Annotated in this window: 12 protein-coding genes; 5 read left to right on the top strand and 7 right to left on the bottom strand. The window is 65.5% G+C overall.

What is annotated here, in order from left to right:
• Window positions 1-209 precede the first annotated feature (209 nt).
• The 4 genes from AC1RKI_RS03685 to AC1RKI_RS03700 form a co-directional block, all read right to left on the bottom strand.
• The gene (locus AC1RKI_RS03685) at window positions 210-3,404 is read right to left on the bottom strand and encodes an efflux RND transporter permease subunit (RefSeq protein WP_492793796.1); all 3,195 of its coding nucleotides are present in this window, start codon (window positions 3,402-3,404) and stop codon (window positions 210-212) included.
• A 4-nt stretch (window positions 3,405-3,408) separates the two neighbouring features.
• Window positions 3,409-4,665 carry an efflux RND transporter periplasmic adaptor subunit gene (locus tag AC1RKI_RS03690; RefSeq protein ID WP_150981726.1) on the bottom strand — a complete coding sequence of 419 codons (1,257 nt, stop codon included), beginning with the start codon at window positions 4,663-4,665 and terminating at the stop codon, window positions 3,409-3,411.
• A 276-nt stretch (window positions 4,666-4,941) separates the two neighbouring features.
• Window positions 4,942-5,586, bottom strand: a complete 645-nt coding sequence (locus AC1RKI_RS03695) for an MOSC domain-containing protein (RefSeq protein WP_061957429.1) — start codon at window positions 5,584-5,586, stop codon at window positions 4,942-4,944.
• Window positions 5,587-5,843: 257 nt separating this feature from the next.
• Window positions 5,844-6,857 (bottom strand): D-2-hydroxyacid dehydrogenase family protein, encoded by a 1,014-nt coding sequence (locus AC1RKI_RS03700; RefSeq protein WP_061957428.1) that lies wholly within the window; start codon window positions 6,855-6,857, stop codon window positions 5,844-5,846.
• Window positions 6,858-7,370: 513 nt separating this feature from the next.
• Between AC1RKI_RS03700 and AC1RKI_RS03705 the strand changes: the two genes are divergently transcribed.
• Complete coding sequence (locus tag AC1RKI_RS03705; protein ID WP_492793793.1) at window positions 7,371-9,227, top strand: phosphoenolpyruvate carboxykinase (GTP); 1,857 nt, start codon at window positions 7,371-7,373, stop codon at window positions 9,225-9,227.
• A gap of 98 nt (window positions 9,228-9,325) precedes the next feature.
• Here the strand turns inward: AC1RKI_RS03705 and AC1RKI_RS03710 are convergent, their stop codons facing one another.
• Both AC1RKI_RS03710 and AC1RKI_RS03715 read right to left on the bottom strand, forming a co-directional pair.
• A complete protein-coding gene (locus AC1RKI_RS03710; protein WP_150981725.1) occupies window positions 9,326-10,027 on the bottom strand; it encodes a response regulator in 702 nt (233 codons plus the stop codon).
• Entirely contained in the window at window positions 10,024-11,406 is a 1,383-nt protein-coding gene (locus tag AC1RKI_RS03715) for a cache domain-containing protein (protein WP_492793791.1), read from the bottom strand. Before AC1RKI_RS03715 ends, AC1RKI_RS03710 begins: the two co-directional genes overlap by 4 nt.
• Window positions 11,407-11,778: 372 nt before the next feature.
• On the opposite strand from AC1RKI_RS03715, the gene AC1RKI_RS03720 reads away from it, so the two are divergent.
• From AC1RKI_RS03720 to AC1RKI_RS03730, 3 genes are all read left to right on the top strand, one after another.
• The gene (locus AC1RKI_RS03720) at window positions 11,779-13,854 is read left to right on the top strand and encodes a carbon starvation CstA family protein (protein ID WP_061957424.1); all 2,076 of its coding nucleotides are present in this window, start codon (window positions 11,779-11,781) and stop codon (window positions 13,852-13,854) included.
• A 19-nt stretch (window positions 13,855-13,873) separates the two neighbouring features.
• Complete coding sequence (locus AC1RKI_RS03725) at window positions 13,874-14,068, top strand: YbdD/YjiX family protein (protein ID WP_061957423.1); 195 nt, start codon at window positions 13,874-13,876, stop codon at window positions 14,066-14,068.
• Between the two features lie 220 nt (window positions 14,069-14,288).
• Window positions 14,289-14,720, top strand: coding sequence for a hypothetical protein (locus tag AC1RKI_RS03730; protein WP_061957422.1), 432 nt, complete (start codon window positions 14,289-14,291; stop codon window positions 14,718-14,720).
• Between the two features lie 138 nt (window positions 14,721-14,858).
• Here the strand turns inward: AC1RKI_RS03730 and AC1RKI_RS03735 are convergent, their stop codons facing one another.
• Window positions 14,859-15,107: a hypothetical protein gene (locus AC1RKI_RS03735; RefSeq protein WP_061957421.1), complete on the bottom strand. Its 249-nt coding sequence runs from the start codon at window positions 15,105-15,107 to the stop codon at window positions 14,859-14,861.
• Window positions 15,108-15,294: 187 nt separating this feature from the next.
• Here AC1RKI_RS03735 and AC1RKI_RS03740 point away from each other — a divergent pair, with 187 nt between their 5' ends.
• A complete protein-coding gene (locus AC1RKI_RS03740; protein ID WP_061957420.1) occupies window positions 15,295-16,215 on the top strand; it encodes a LysR family transcriptional regulator in 921 nt (306 codons plus the stop codon).
• Window positions 16,216-16,266: the final 51 nt, after the last annotated feature.

The raw sequence follows: 16,266 nt of genomic DNA on the forward strand, positions 1-16,266 counted from the left end.
TAGGCTATTTGAAATTCATAGGGATGATAATTTTAAGCATTTTGCCGCACTTTGTGATGCACGACGGTCGGCGAGCAAGATAGCACCGGAAATGTCGCGGCAGCATCCGGCGCGTGCCGGCCTGAACGCGCGCGCAGGCTTCGGCCCAAATGAAAACGGATGCCGAAACTGCCGGCATCCGTACGCATCGCTTTTCGCTAACCCATTCCCTAGCGGATGCTGGCCACCTCTTTTTCGGGCAACGCGTTGCCCTGCGCATCGATCTGCAGCGGGCCGGTGCCCGAGTAACGGTCCAGCGCCAGGTAGATCACCGGCGTAATGAACAGCGTGATGACCTGCGAGAACAGCAGGCCGCCCACCACCGCCAGCCCCAGCGGCTGCCGCAGTTCCGCGCCGGCGCCCAGCCCCAGCGCAAGCGGCAGGGCGCCCATCACGGCGGCGAACGTGGTCATCATGATCGGACGGAAGCGCAGCAGGCACGCCTGCCGGATCGCCTTGGCCGGATGCATGCCCTGTTCACGCTGCGCCGCCAGCGCGAAGTCGATCATCATGATGGCGTTTTTCTTGACGATGCCGATCAGCATCAGCACGCCGATCGTGGCGATCAGGGACAGCTCGACGTTGAAGATAAACAGCGTCAGCAACGCGCCGATCGCCGCCGAAGGCAAGCCCGCCAGGATCGTCAGCGGATGGATATAGCTTTCGTACAGCACGCCCAGCAGCGTGTAGATCACGGCGATGGCCGCCACCAGCAGCACCACCTGCGTGGCCTGCGACGACTGGAACACCGCCGCGTCGCCGCCCCAGCTTGTGAAGATCGACGTCGGCATGTCGATCTCCTGGCGGTAGCGGTCGATCAACTTTGACGCATCGCCAAGCGCCGCGCCCGGCGCGAGGTTGAACGACACGGTCACCGACGGAAGCTGGCCCTGGTGGTTGACTGCGATCGGCCCGACGCGGCGCTCGGTCGTGGCGAATGCCGACACCGGCACCATCTGCCCGGTCTTGCTGCGCACGTACAGCTTCGAGAAAGCCGTTTCATCGACGCGATCGATATCGGCGGCAGTCAGAATCACGTAGTAATTGTCGATCGGCGTGTAGATCGTCGACACCTGGCGCTCGCCGAACGCCGTGTAGAGCGCGGTGCGCACGTCCTGCATCTGCACGCCCAGCGCATTGGCCTTGTCGCGGTCGATCGTCAGTTGCGCCTCCAGGCCCGACTGCTGCGAGTCGCTGGTGACATCGCGGAACATCGGCTCGGCGCGCATCCTGGCCATGAGCTTGTCGCTGAACGCCTGCAACTGGTCCGCCTTCACGCTCTGCAACGTGTACTGGTAGCGGCTCTTGCTCTGCCGGCCGCCCAGGCGCAGGTTCTGCACCGGAGAGAAATACACCTGCAGGCCTGGCACCACGGACACGTCCTTGCGCAGCGACTCCACCACCTGCGCCATCTTGGGCCGCTCCCCCAGCGGCTTGAGTTCGACGAACATGCGGCCCGTGTTGATGGCCGGCGACGGGCCGCCGCCAATCGACGCCACCACGCTCTTCACGGCCGGATTCGCGCGGATGCGCTCGGCCGCGTCGCGCAGGCGCTCGGCCATCGCGTCGAACGAAATGTCCTGCGGGCCTTCGGCGTTGACCTGGATCTGGCCGATGTCCTCCTCAGGGAAAAAGCCCTTCGGAATCTTCACGAACAGCACGGCGGTCAGCACGAACGTCAAACCCGCCACGCCCAGCACGATGCGCCGATGCGCCAGACACCAGTCGAGCCCCCGCGCGTACCGGTGCAGCGTCCATTCGAACAGATCCTCGAACCACTGCGTCGAGCGCATGCCAAGCGTCCGCTGCTGTGGCGCGCGATGCGCGGGTGCGGCGCCGGCGTGATCGCCATAGGCATGCTGTGACTCGTCGACCGGCACGTTTTCCGCCGACAAAAAGCGCGCGCACAGCATCGGAATCAGCGTCAGCGACACCAGCGCGGACACCAGGATCGCCAGCGACACCACCGCGGCAAATTCGTGGAACAGGAGGCCGATCACGCCCGGCATGAAGAAGATCGGAATGAACACCGCCACCAGCGAAATCGAGATCGAGAGAATCGTGAACCCCATCTCGCGCGAGCCGACCAGCGCGGCTTTCAGCGGCGGCACGCCTTCCTCGATATGACGCACGATGTTTTCCAGCATCACGATCGCGTCGTCGACCACCAGTCCCACCGCCAGCGTGATGGCCAGCAGCGAAACGTTGTCGAGGCTGTAGCCAAACGCCTTCATCAGCGCCACGGTGCCGATCAGCGAGATCGGCAGCGATACGGTTGGAATCAGCGTGGCCGCAGCGCGGCGCAGGAACAGGAAGATCACCATCACCACCAGCGCCACCGTCAGCGCCAAGGTGAACTGCACGTCATGGATCGATTCGCGGATCGACATCGAGCGATCGTTCACCACATTGACGTTGACCGAGCCCGGCATCTGCTGGAGCAGGCGCGGCAGCGCGGCCTTGATGGCGTCCACCACCGCCACGGTGTTGGCGTCGGGCTGGCGCAGCACGGCCAGCACGATCGAGCGCTCGTTGTTGAGCCAACTGCCGGTCTTGATGGTCTCGACGCCGTCCTCCACATCGGCCACGTCCGACAGGCGCACCACGGCGCCGCTGGGCTGGCTGGCCACGATGATGTTGCGGAACGCCTCGGCGCTGGTCATCTGGCGATTGGCCTGGATCGTCAGCGTCTGGCGCGCGCCGTCGAGCGTGCCGACCGGCGTGTTGGCATTGGCCCGATTGAGCGCCGTGGCCAGCTCGTCCAGCGTCAGGCCGCGTGCGGCAAGGGCGTCCGGATGGGCGCGGACCCGTACCGAAAAACGCTTCTGGCCGAAGATCTGCACCTGCGCCACGCCCGGCAGCGTGGCCAGCGTGGGCGAGATGAGGTTGTCGCCGAAGGCGTTGAGTTCGCCCAGGCTCATCGACGGCGAATTGATCGCCAGCAGGATCACCGGGGCATCGGCCGGATTCACCTTGCGGTATGACGGCGGCACCGTCATTTCGATCGGCAGCGAGCGCTGGGCGCGGAACAGCGCAGCCTGCACGTCGACCGCCGCCGCATCGATATCGCGGTCGCTGTTGAATTCGATCGTGATGCTCGAATTGCCAAGCGTGTTCGACGAACTGATCACCGTGACGCCAGGGATCGTCGCGAACTGCTTTTCCAGCTGCGTGGCCACCGACGCGGCCATCGTCTCGGGGCCGGCGCCGGGCAGCGTGGCCGTGACCTGGATCACGGGCGAATTGAAGCTGGGCAGCGCCGCAATCGGAATCGTCGGATACAGCACGATGCCGGTCACGATGACGGCCAGGCACAGCAGCACCGTCATGACGGGCCGGCGGATACAGAGCTCGGACAGCGTCATGGTCTTAGTGCTTGTCGGCGGCTGCCGGCGTCGCGGCAGGGGAGACGGCGGAGGCGGCTGCGGCGCGCGGGGCGGCCTCGCGCACCAGGCTGCCCGGACGCAGATTCTGCGCGCCTTCGGTCACCACGCGCACGCCCGGCTGCACACCTTCCACCACGGCGGCGGCGGCGGTAGTCGCCACCACCCGCACCGGTACGCGCGCCACCTTGCTGTCCGGCTGCACCGTATAGACGAAGCGGCCCTCCGGACCCGTCACGATGGCCTGCGGCGGCACGCTCAGCGCGCCCTTCAGCACCTGCACCGTGGCGCTGACGTTGGCATAGGTGCCGGGCCAGAGCCGGTGCTCGGTATTGTCGAAGGTCGCCTTGACGCGGATGCTGCCGTATTGCGGATCGACCGTGTTGTCGACGAACGTGATCTTGCCGGTCACGGGCGTCGTGTTGCCGTCGTTGGGCAACGCCGTAATGGTGACCGGGCCTTGTTGCAGCGCCTCGCGCAGCGCGGCCAGCTGGCGCTCGGGCAGCGTGAACATCACGGTGATTGGCGCGATCTGCGCGATCGTGACCATCGCGGGCGTGGTGGTCGTGTTGGCCGGCGTCACCAGCGACCCCGGAAACGCGTTGATCACGCCGGTGCGGCCGCCAATCGTGGCGCGGATGGTGCCGTAGCTGATGGCCACCTGACTCGCTTCGATGGCGGCCTGGTCGGCGCGGATCGTCGCTTCGAAGCCGTCGACCTTGGCCTGCGCGGTATCGACCGCGCTGCGCGAAATGAAGTTGCGCTGCAGCAGTTCCTGGCTGCGCGCCAGCGTGCGCCGCGCATCGGCAAGGTCAGCCTGATCGCGCATCAGTTGCGCGCGCGCGCGGGCCAGATTGGCTTCGTCCATGCGCGTGTCCAGCGTGAACAGCAAGTCGCCCGGCTTGACCGACTGGCCCTCCTTGATATGCACCGCGCGAACCGTGCTGGACACCTGCGGACGCACGTCGACCGACTGCATCGCGGTGACCGTGCCATTGGCGGTGACTTCGAGCGGCACATCGCCCTGCATGACGCGCGCCGTGGTGACGGCGGTGGCGGCCGGCCCCTTGGTCTGCGGCTTGGGCGCGGACCAGTGCTTCCAGCCAAACCAGCCCAGCACGGCCAGCAGCACGACCACCGCGATTGCCACCCAGGGCGAAGTCCGGCCGCGGCCTGCGCGGGCAGCCGCGCTCCAGTTGCCATCGACGAAGCCCTTGGGCTGGTCGATCCCGTCAGTTTTCATTATGAGGACCCTCAAAGACCGCTTGGTGCGCGACTTCCCTGGCACCGGTTTCTTGGAACCGGTTTTGCCCGCGCAAACCGCTACTAGTACCGCGCCAGACCCTTCAAGGCCAGCGCGTTGTATTACAAGCCATTACAGCAGCATGGAACGCTGCCCGGACCAGCCCGGAAGGGCGCTCCGATTGCTTGTATCGAAATTAAAACATTAGCAGAAAATCCAGGCCGGACCACTCGGGAAAAACGCGGGAAATCGTGGGAAACCGTGGAAAAATCCGGATCAGGCGCTTTCGCGTCGATGGCGGCCGTGCAGCGGCACCGCGCGGGGGCCGGCGGCCAGCACCACGGTATCGCCGGCGCGGATCACGCCCGCGCGGGCCACGCTGAGGTAGACGCCCGAAAAACCGCTGCGCGTCATGTCGCGCACGGCGTTGGCGTAGCCCATCACGGCATTGAGCTTGTAGCAGGGCAGGCGGGGCGCGCTGACCACCAGTTCCACCTCGCCGATGCGCAGGCGGTCGCCCAGCCATAGCGCCGTTTCGAGCAGACCCTGCGTGGTCAGGTTCTCGCCCATCGCGCCAAACGCCAGCGGCCGTTCGGACTCCTCGACACCGGCCTCGCGCCGGCGCGTGTTCCACCAGGTGTAGTGCTCGATGGGATAGGCATAGACGGCGCGGTCGGGGCCGCCGTGAACCGTGCGATCCACCTGCTCGTCGCCCGCCAGCCCGAGCCGATGCACACCGACCGCGATCGGATGATGGAGCGTGCTCAGCGGGTGCTTGCGCACGCCCGACAGCACCACGGCCTCGCAGCCGGCGCCGGCCACCACCAGCGGTAGCGCCGTGCCGACGTTGACCGCCAGCACCCGTCCGACGGCCGTGCCGCCGGCGCCTGCGGGATTGGGACGCGGATCGGATTCGGCCACGGTACGCCCTCCTTCGCGTGTGCGGGGCCGCGCGCAACGTCAATCACGGGACGTCGTGCGCTGACGTTGTTTGTGAACCGAGTGTACCGACTCGTGCGCACGTTTGAGGGCGGGAAATGTGGGGAAACAGACGCACGGCGCGTCGGCCGAGCGGGCAGCCAGCCGACGGTGTGCATCTGCAACGCCGGACCTGGCCTGCCGGGGAGAAGCGCAGGCGCGCAAGACGCGCCCCGCTGGATCGGCTGGAGCGCGCCGGGTCAGCGCGACAACGCGGGCGTCAGCGCCTTGGGGTTGGCGATGCTGTCGTGCTTGCCGGCCAGCACGTCGAGGATGTTCTGGAACGCGGTGCGGAAGTACAGCTCGTAGCTGTCACGCTCGACATAGCCCAGGTGAGGCGTGCAGATGCAGTTCTCCATGCGCAGCAGCGCGTGGCCCTGCAGAATCGGCTCCGACTCGAACACGTCGATCGCCGCCATGCCCGGGCGTCCCCGATTCAGCGCCGCCACCAGCGCGTTTTCCTCGATCAGCTCGGCGCGGCTGGTGTTGACGAACAGCGCTGTCGGCTTCATGCGCTGCAGATCCGCCAATGTGACGATGCCGCGCGTTTCGTCGTTCAGGCGCAGGTGCAGCGACAGCACATCGCTGTCGGCAAACAGCTGCTCGACCGATTCGGCGACGTTCAGGCCGTCTTCCCGCGCGCCCTGCTGCGACGCCTCGCGGCCCCAGACCAGCACGTTCATGCCGAAAGCGCGACCGTAACCGGCCAGCAGGCGGCCGATCTTGCCGTATCCCCAGATCCCCAGCGTCTGCCCGCGCAGCACCTGGCCAAGGCCAAAATTGGGCGGCATCGTGGTCGATTTCAGGCCCGACTGCTGCCACGCGCCGTGCTTGAGGCTGGCCACGTATTGCGGGATGCGGCGCTGCGCCGCCATGATCAGCGCCCAGGTCAGTTCGGCCGGCGCCACTGGCGAGCCCACGCCCTGCAAGACCACCACGCCGCGCTCGGTGCAGGCATCGAGATCCACATGGTTGCCCACGCGGCCGGTCTGGCTGATGATTTTCAGCTTCGGCAGCTTCTCGAGTACCTGGCGCGTCACCCGCGTGCGCTCGCGGATCAGCACCAGCGCCTCCACGTCGGACAGTCGCGCGGCGAGCTGGCCGACGCCCTTCACGGTGTTGTTGAAGACCTTGACGTCGTGCCCTTCCAGAAGGGAAAAGCAGGACAGCTTGCGGACGGCATCCTGGTAATCGTCGAGAACGGCAATCTTCATCGGTAACTCTTTAACCTCGGGGGCTTGGTGTGCGCGGCCACAGAATCAGCGCGCAACCGACAGTATTGTTGGCTTCCCTGACGCAACATTGACTGCAGACGCGTCCGAGCGGCAACCGCCGCGAGACGATGCTGCGCGGTGGCGAACGGGCATTCTGACAGGGGAGACAATGCTGCGCAGCAAAAAACAGGGGATCCGTGCAGTGGTATCCTTGCGCGCTCTCGCGATGCGACAGTGCGGTCGAGCCACGCTCCCGCCTCCTGCGCGCCGCCGGACAATGCCCGACCGACCCCTGCCGCCCGCCAGAAACGGGCGAAGCGCAACTGTATCGCAGCCGCAGGGACCCCCGCGACCATTTGCACCCATCTGGTCGCCGCCGAGTTGTAACGGGATGTGACGGTCAGAGCGCGAGTGCGTCAGGCCCTACGCGGCCGCCACTCGACACGCCGTCTTTCCCCGTCGCAGCTGCCTGTCGGACATTGCAAGGTTTCTTTTTAGCTTTGGAGCAGTTAGATGAACCATCCCACAATGCAAGGCACGCCGGCACTGAACGTACCGGCCTGGGTAAAGAACCAGAAACTGGTCTCTTGGGTTGCCGATATCGCCGCGCTGACCAAGCCGGACCAGATCTACTGGTGCGACGGCTCGCAGGAAGAATATGACCGCCTGTGCGAGCAGATGGTCGCCGCCGGCACCATGCGTCGCCTGAATCCCGCCAAGCGCAAAAATTCGTTCCTGGCCCTGTCCGACCCGTCCGACGTGGCGCGCGTGGAAGACCGCACCTTCATCTGCTCCGAGAAGAAGGAAGACGCCGGCCCCACGAATCACTGGGTCGCCCCGGGCGAAATGCGCCAGACGCTGAGCGGCCTGTTCGACGGCTGCATGCGCGGCCGCACGCTCTACGTGGTGCCGTTCTCGATGGGTCCGCTGGGCTCGCCGATCGCGCACATCGGCGTGGAACTGTCCGATTCGCCGTACGTCGCCGTGAACATGCGCATCATGACCCGCATGGGCCGCGCCGTGTACGACGTGCTGGGCGCCGACGGCGAATTCGTGCCGTGCGTGCATACCGTTGGCAAGCCGCTGGCCGCTGGCGAGAAGGACGTGCCGTGGCCGTGCAACCCGACCAAGTACATCGTGCACTTCCCGGAATCGCGCGAGATCTGGTCGTTCGGCTCGGGCTACGGCGGCAACGCGCTGCTGGGCAAGAAGTGCTTCGCCTTGCGCATCGCCTCCACCATGGGCCGCGACGAGGGCTGGCTCGCAGAGCACATGCTGATCCTGGGCGTGACCTCGCCCGAGGGCAAGAAGTACCACGTCGCCGCCGCATTCCCGTCGGCCTGCGGCAAGACCAACTTCGCCATGCTGATCCCGCCCAAGGGCTTCGACGGCTGGAAGGTCACCACGATCGGCGACGATATCGCGTGGATCAAGCCGGGCCAGGACGGCCGCCTGTACGCGATCAACCCGGAAGCCGGCTATTTCGGCGTGGCTCCAGGCACCAGCGAGCAGACCAACTACAACGCGATGGCGACGCTCAAGGAAAACGTCATCTTCACCAACGTGGCGCTGACCGATGACGGCGACGTGTGGTGGGAAGGCATGAGCAAGGAAGCGCCGGCGCATCTGATCGACTGGCAGGGCAACGACTGGACGCCCGAGATCGCCAAGCAGACCGGCGCCAAGGCCGCGCATCCGAACGCCCGCTTCACCGCGCCGGCGTCGCAGTGCCCGTCGATCGACGAGAACTGGGACAACCCGGCTGGCGTGGCCATCGACGCCTTCATCTTCGGCGGACGCCGCAGCAGCACGGTGCCCCTGGTGACCGAAGCGCGCAACTGGACCGAAGGCGTGTACATGGCCGCCACGATGGGGTCCGAAACCACCGCCGCCGCAGCCGGCCAGCAGGGTGTGGTGCGCCGCGATCCGTTCGCCATGCTGCCGTTCTGCGGCTACAACATGGCCGATTACTTCGGCCACTGGCTGGCCCTGGGCAAGAAGCTCGAGGCAACCGGCGCAAAGCTGCCGAAGTTCTACTGCGTGAACTGGTTCCGCAAGGACGCCGACGGCAAGTTCGTGTGGCCCGGCTTTGGTGAAAACATGCGCGTACTGTCGTGGATGATCGATCGCGTGGAAGGCCGCGGCCAGGGCGTCGATCACGTGTTCGGCACGTCGCCGCGTTACACCGACCTGAACTGGGACGGCCTGACCTTCACCACCGAGCAATTCGAACAGGTCACGTCGATCGACCACGACGCCTGGCAGAAGGAATTGGCGCTGCACGACGAGCTGTTCACCCAGCTCAAGCAGAACCTGCCGCAGGCACTGCTGGAAACCAAGGAAGCGCTGGCCAAACGCCTGGCCGCCTGATCCCAGCCGTTCTTCGGATGTACAAGGCCGACCGGTTGACGCCGGTCGGTTTTTTTTGCGCGCGCAACGCTGGCCCGGGACGATTCGTCGCGGCTCGCTCACGAGATCGACTGTCCCGAATCGGCGTCGGTCACGATATGCCGCACCGCGTACTTGACCAGTTCCGCGCGGCCCTCGATGCCAAGCTTGCGCTTCAGATTGAGCCGGTGCGTTTCCACCGTGCGCACGGAAACGCCAAGCCCGGCGGCGATTTCCTTGTTGGCCAGGCCCTTGCCGATGCCGTGCAGGATGTCGCGTTCGCGCGGGGTCAGCGCATCGAGCGGACTGATCGTCTGTTCGGCCATGCCGCGTGCGATGCGCGCGCTATAGAACATGCGACCCGCCAATACGGCCTGGATGGCTGCCATCAATTCGTCGGCGGGCGCGTCCTTGAGCACGTAGCCGCGCGCGCCCGCGCGGATCGCCTGGCGCACGTATTCAAGGTTGTCGTGCATCGACACGATCAGCACGGCCAGTTGCGGATACTGGTCGTGCAGCGCGCCCGCCAGCGCAATCCCGCCCATGCCGCGCATGCCGATATCGGTGATCACCAGGTCAGGCAGACACCCGGGCCGGGCTTGCGCCAGCCACGCCAACGCGGCCTCGCCGTCGTCGGCTTCGCCCACCACTTCGAGATCGGGCTGCAGCGACAGATGCATGCGCATGCCGTCGCGCACCAGCGCGTGGTCGTCGATCAACAGCACGCGCGCAGGGCTGGCGGGCGAATGGGTCGCGGGATCGTCGTCGTGCAACGAATTCATGACTGCGAAGGTTCCGAGGAGGGAGTTTTTAGTGGCAAGGCCGCGGTGAGCCGCGTGCCGGACGGCAGGGAAACGATGTCGAACTGGCCGCCCAACGCCGCCATGCGCTCGCGCAGGTTGCGCAGGCCGATGCCGCGCTGCGGATCGCGCTGCATGCGCGCGACGTCGAACCCCGTGCCGTTGTCGCGCACCACCAGCCGCGTGCCAGACGGCACGTATTCGAGTTCGACATCGACGTGCGTGGCATGCGTGTGGCGCTCGACATTGGTTAGCGCCTCCTGGGCGATGCGGAACAGCGCCGTGGCCTGATCGTCGGACAGTTCGCGCGGCTGGCCGCGCTGCCTGACGTCAATGCCCAGCGTGCTGCCGGCCTGCATCTCGCGCGCCAGATGCTGAAGCGCGGCGAACAGGCCAAGATCGTCGAGCAACGCCGGGCGCAGGTTGCGCGCCACGCGCCGCACTTCGTTGAAGACGGAATCGAGCCGATTGAGCGCCATGCCGAGGATCGGCGCCACGGACGCGCCCTCGGCCGGAGCCAGCCGGATGCGGTTGGTGGCGGCCTCCAGCACCAGCTTGACGGACACCAGCAGTTGGCTGATGCCGTCATGCAGTTCGCGCGACAGGCGCGCACGCTCTTCTTCCTGCGACTGCACCACGCGCTGCGCCAGTTGCCGCAGCTTGGCGTCGGCCTCGCGGTGTTCGCTGATATTGAGCGCCAAGCCGCTGGCCGCCACCAGCAGGATGCTGATGGCCGCAATCACGCCAATCCACGCCATGGTCTCGCGGATGTCGGTTTCCGCGCGCGCATCGAGCTGGCGCAAGGTCTGCTCCACATCGTCGAGGTAAATGCCGGTGCCGAGCATCCAGTTCCACGCCGGCACGGCCACCACGTAGCCAAGCTTGGGCGCCACCTGCTGCGACGACGGCTTGCGCCACAGGTAGCGCACCGATCCGCCGCCGGACTTTGCGGCGCTCACCAGCTTCTGGATCGTCAACGCCCCTTGCGGGTCGCGCAGCAGCCACAGATCCTGCCCCACCAGTTCCGGCTGGCGCGGATGCATGAGATTGCGGCCCTGCAGGTCATACAGGAAGAAATAGCCGTCCGGGCCGTAGTCAAGCCGCGCCAGCGCCTCCATGGCAGCCTGGCGCGTGGCCGCGTCGGTGCGGCCCGACTGCACCAGCGGCGCGATCGCGCTTTGCGCCAGCTCCACGTAGTGGCGCAGCTCGGTTTCCTTGCTTTGCAGGTAGGCCGCCTCGACCAGCGCGCGCTCGTGGCGAGCCAGCGCCGTGGCCTGGTAGCGGACGGCCAGCGCGATGCCCAGCATGGCGACGGCAAGCGGCGCCACGGCGAGCAAAAGTATCTTTTGGCGGAGTTTCATCTGAGCCGGGGGTAAACACCGATGCCGGGAAGGCCGCTTGACTTCGTCGATCTACGTACTACTACGCAATATGGCTGCGTAGTTTCGCGCTTGTGCCGACATGGGCGGGTGTCAATACTACACGCCGGATTGCACCCGGGCCCGCCCGCGGTGCAATCCTATGCAGTAGGTGCCCCGACCCTGGCGATTGCCCGCATCGGGTGCACTGCCTGCCTGCACGACAAGATCCGGCTCAGACGAGAACAGACCGGGCGTCGCAGACACTCAGGAGACACCTTCCGCACGATTGTCGGCGCCGCCATCCGGCACGCCCCCGCTGCCCGCAATCCGTCGCCGCAGGCTCTTTCAGCCGGTCTGAGGAGACCCTTCAACATGAATCGCATCGGACAACACCTGTTGTGGCTGGCCGTCGCCGTACTCGGCGCGTTTGCCTTCGCCACCGTCGCGCTGTCGCGCGGTGAAGCCGTCAGCGCGCTGTGGATCGTGGTTGCCGCGCTCTGCATCTACCTGATCGCCTACCGCTACTACAGCCGTTTCATCGCCGACAAGGTGATGCAACTTGACCCCAAGCGCATGACGCCAGCCTGGCGCCATAACGACGGCCTGGACTACGTACCGACCAACAAGGCGGTGCTGTTCGGCCACCACTTTGCCGCCATCGCCGGCGCCGGGCCGCTGGTTGGGCCGGTGCTTGCCGCGCAGATGGGCTACATGCCGGGCATGCTGTGGATTCTTGCGGGCGTGGTGTTTGCCGGCGCGGTGCAGGACTTCATGATCCTGTTTATCTCGACGCGCCGCGACGGCCGCTCGCTGGGCGATCTGGTCAAGTCCGAAATGGGCACCGTGCCCGGCCTGATCGCGCTGTTCGGCTGCTTCATGATCATGATCATCATCCTGGCGGTGCTGGCGCTGATCGTGGTGAAGGCGCTGGCTGGCTCGCCCTGGGGCACGTTCACCGTGGCGGTGACGATTCCCATCGCGATCTTCATGGGCATCTACACGCGTTATATCCGTCCGGGGCGCATCGGCGAGGTGTCGGTGATCGGCTTCGTGCTGCTGATGCTGGCCATCGTCGGCGGCCAGCACGTGCACGAAAGCGCCACGCTGGCGCCGCTGTTCACGTATGACGGCAAGGCGCTGACGTGGATGCTGATCATCTATGGGTTCATCGCCGCCGTGCTGCCGGTGTGGCTGCTGCTGGCGCCGCGCGACTACCTGTCGACGTTCCTGAAAATCGGCACCATCATCGCACTAGCCATCGGCATCCTGATCGTGGCGCCGGAGCTGAAGATGCCGGCGTTCACGCAGTTTGCGCAGGGCGGTGGCCCGGTGTGGTCGGGCAACCTGTTCCCGTTCCTGTTCATCACCATCGCCTGCGGCGCCGTGTCGGGTTTCCACGCGCTGATTTCGTCGGGCACCACGCCCAAGCTGCTGGAAAACGAATCGCACGCACGCTTTATTGGCTACGGCGCGATGCTGGCCGAGTCGTTCGTCGCGATCATGGCGCTGGTCGCCGCATCGGTGATCGAACCCGGCGTGTACTTCGCGATGAACAGCCCGGCCGCGGTGATCGGCACCACGCCGGAAACGGTGGCGCAGGCCGTGTCCAGCTGGGGCTTTGTGATCACGCCCGACGTGCTGATCCAGACCGCCAAGGACGTGGGCGAAAACACCATCATCTCGCGTGCCGGCGGCGCTCCGACGCTGGCCGTCGGGATCGCGCACATCCTGCACCAGGTGGTGGGCGGCCAGGCCATGATGGCGTTCTGGTATCACTTTGCGATCCTGTTCGAAGCGCTGTTCATCCTGACGGCCGTCGACGCCGGCACGCGCGCCGGCCGCTTCATGCTGCAGGATCTGCTGGGCAGTTTCGTGCCGTCGCTCAAGCGTACCGAGTCACTGCCGGCCAACCTGATCGCCACCGCGCTGACCGTGGCCGCCTGGGGCTACTTCCTGTACCAGGGCGTGGTGGATCCGCTGGGCGGCATCAACACGCTATGGCCGCTGTTCGGCATCTCGAACCAGATGCTGGCCGCCGTGGCACTGGTGCTGGGCACCTGCGTGCTGGTGAAGATGAAGCGCGGGCAGTACGCATGGGTGACGCTGCTGCCCACCTGCTGGCTGCTGATCTGCACGCTGACCGCCGGCTGGCAGAAGCTGTTCGACGCCGATCCTAAGGTCAGCTTCCTGACCCACGCGTCGAAATTCAGCGCGGCGATTGCCGAAGGCAAGGTGCTGGCTCCGGCCAAGTCGATGGAACAGATGCACCGCATCGTCTTCAACGACTATCTGGACGCGGGCCTGTGTGCGCTGTTCATGTTTGTAGTGCTGTCGATTGTGTTCTACGGTTTCAAGACGGCCATGGCCGCTCGCAACCAGGCAAGGCGCACGGACAGCGAAACGCCGTTCGAACCCATGCCAGCGCAGGCCTCGGCCGCGTCGCATTGAACCACTGGCGGAGGCCATCATGCTGGAACAGATCGGAACTATGGGACGTTACCTGGGCCAGTCGCTGCGGCTGATGGTGGGCCTGCCGGACTACCAGACCTACGTGGCCCATATGGAAAGCACCCATCCGGACCGCACGCCGATGACGTACGAGGAGTTCTTCCGCGAACGCCAGCAAGCGCGCTACGGCGGCGGCCAAGGCAAATGCTGCTGACCTGACCGGACGCGCTCCGGCGCCACAGGGCGGCCCCTCGGGGCCGCTTTTTTTATGCGCGCAGTGGCTTTTGCGACTCATTTGTTGCCGATTTGCCGCATTTTTTAACAGACCGATACCGTTTCTGCAGGGGGTTACAGGGCCTCACAACTAGTTACAGCAAGGGGAGGGCTCCTTCTCTACACTCCGCTCCAGATCCACACCGAATAAGGAAAATACGATGTCTCGCCTTCGCAACCTGACTCTGGCTCTTGCCCTCTCGGCGGCTGCGCTGCCGGCGTTCGCTGGGGGTGATCTGAACAATGCGCTCGGCGGCGGTCTGGGCGGCGTGGCTGGCGCTGCCGTAGGCGGCGCGCTGGGCGGCAGCACCGGCGCCGTGCTCGGCGGCGCGGTGGGCGGCGGCGCGGGTGGCGCGCTGACGTCGAACCGTCGCGAACGCACCGGCGCCATCATTGGCGGCGCGTTGGGTGGCGGCGCGGGCACTGCGGCGGGCAACGCCATGGGTGGCCGAACCGGCGGTCTGGTCGGTGCGGGCCTGGGCGGCGCGGCAGGCGCGGCGCTTGGCGGCAACGTGTCGCGCAGCAATTCGTACGACGACGACCGTCGCTATGACAAGCGCGGCAAGCACCATCGTCATCGTCATCACGACTGAGTCGTCGATCGATAGCAAAACGGGCCTTCGCAGGCCCGTTTTGCATTGCCGCCCGCTCGCCGAAGCCGCAAGCAGGTGGCCAGACAATAAAAAACCCGTACCGGATTGGTACGGGTTTTTTTGCGAGATGCTGAAAAATCAGTTTTTGGCGCCGTCCGTGTACACGTCGAACGCGCGGGCGCCATCGGTAAAGCTGTCGAACTTGCCGGCCTTGGCGCCGTCGGTGAACGTGTCGAACTTGCCGAGCTTCGCACCATCGGTGTACGGGTCGAACGTGCTGGCCTTGGCGCCGTCGGTGTACGGATCGAACTTGGTCGCCTTGGCAAAGGCGGGAGCGGCCGACAGGGCGAGGGTCAGGGCAGCGATCAGGGCAACTTGGGTCTTCATGGCGATTCCTTCACTTTCAAGGATGCCGACCAATTAAAGAATTTGCTGCGTCGCGGCATCGATTGAGGCGATATTAGGCATTCCCCTGATATGAATAAATATTGCCATCCACAATGATTGGTTGTGATTTCAACAATAAACTACTCGCGTTGGGTAAAAGTTCAGGGCGAAAGCGGGAGACTGTGTCATGGATCGGCTGCAATCGATGCGCGTTTTTGCCAAGGTTGTCGAGCTAGGCAGCTTTGCACGTGCGGCGCAACAACTGGAAATGTCGAACGCCGTGGTAACGCGCTACGTGGCCGATCTGGAAAGCCATCTGGGCACCCGGTTGCTCAATCGCACCACGCGCAGCCTGTCGCTGACCGATGCGGGCGAAACGTACCTGCAGCGGTGTTCGCAAATCCTTGAAGACGTCGAGGAAGCGGAGTCGATCGTCACGGCGCGCAGCCAGTCGCTCTCGGGCACGTTGCGGCTAGTGACGCCGGTGATGTTTGGCCTGCATCTGCTGCCGGAAACCCTGGAGCGTTTTCAGAAGCGCTACCCCGACGTGGTGTTCGACGTCCAGCTTTCGGACCGCATGATCGATATCGTCGAGGAGGGGCGCGACGTGGGGGTGATGCTTTCCGATCTGGGGCTCGGCTCGCACCTGGTGGCGCGGCCGCTGATTTCTGCCGAAATCATCCTGTGTGCATCCCCGGGCTATCTGCGCGAGCATCCGCCGCTGCGCACCGCGCACGATCTGACCAGCCACCGCGCCATCGCCATGCGGCTGCCGACCGCCGAGCACGAATGGACGCTGTCCGGCCCCGAAGGCGAAGTCACCGTCCCGATCCGCCCCGGGCTGCTATGCAGCAACGCGGAACTGGCGCACCAGGCGGCGCTGGCCAATATGGGCATCGCAATGTTGTCATCGTATCTGGCGCGGCCCAATATCGAGGCCGGCCGGCTGACGCATATCCTGCCGCAATATCAATTGCCCAAGCGCGATGTCAGCGTGGTCTACCCCAGCCGAAAGTTTCTGCCCACCAAAGTGCGCGCGTTTATCGACTTCCTGCTCGAAGAAGGTCAGCAGCGCGCCAGCGACACCATCGGCAAGCATTCCAAATAGCAAAACGGCGAGGTTTTCACCTCGCCGTCCTGGCCCAATCGGCTGCCGATC

Source organism: Cupriavidus sp. GW822-FHT06G04 (genome assembly GCF_058799075.1).

Excerpts from the sequence above, each read along its gene's own strand:
- AC1RKI_RS03715 (WP_492793791.1), bottom strand. The coding sequence starts at position 11,406 with ATGAAACTCCGCCAAAAGATACTTTTGCTCGCCGTGGCGCCGCTTGCC.
- AC1RKI_RS03690 (WP_150981726.1), bottom strand. The coding sequence starts at position 4,665 with ATGAAAACTGACGGGATCGACCAGCCCAAGGGCTTCGTCGATGGCAAC.
- AC1RKI_RS03730 (WP_061957422.1), top strand. The coding sequence starts at position 14,289 with ATGTCTCGCCTTCGCAACCTGACTCTGGCTCTTGCCCTCTCGGCGGCT.
- AC1RKI_RS03710 (WP_150981725.1), bottom strand. The coding sequence starts at position 10,027 with ATGAATTCGTTGCACGACGACGATCCCGCGACCCATTCGCCCGCCAGC.
- AC1RKI_RS03725 (WP_061957423.1), top strand. The coding sequence starts at position 13,874 with ATGCTGGAACAGATCGGAACTATGGGACGTTACCTGGGCCAGTCGCTG.
- AC1RKI_RS03735 (WP_061957421.1), bottom strand. The coding sequence starts at position 15,107 with ATGAAGACCCAAGTTGCCCTGATCGCTGCCCTGACCCTCGCCCTGTCG.
- AC1RKI_RS03700 (WP_061957428.1), bottom strand. The coding sequence starts at position 6,857 with ATGAAGATTGCCGTTCTCGACGATTACCAGGATGCCGTCCGCAAGCTG.
- AC1RKI_RS03720 (WP_061957424.1), top strand. The coding sequence starts at position 11,779 with ATGAATCGCATCGGACAACACCTGTTGTGGCTGGCCGTCGCCGTACTC.
- AC1RKI_RS03740 (WP_061957420.1), top strand. The coding sequence starts at position 15,295 with ATGGATCGGCTGCAATCGATGCGCGTTTTTGCCAAGGTTGTCGAGCTA.
- AC1RKI_RS03685 (WP_492793796.1), bottom strand. The coding sequence starts at position 3,404 with ATGACGCTGTCCGAGCTCTGTATCCGCCGGCCCGTCATGACGGTGCTG.
- AC1RKI_RS03705 (WP_492793793.1), top strand. The coding sequence starts at position 7,371 with ATGAACCATCCCACAATGCAAGGCACGCCGGCACTGAACGTACCGGCC.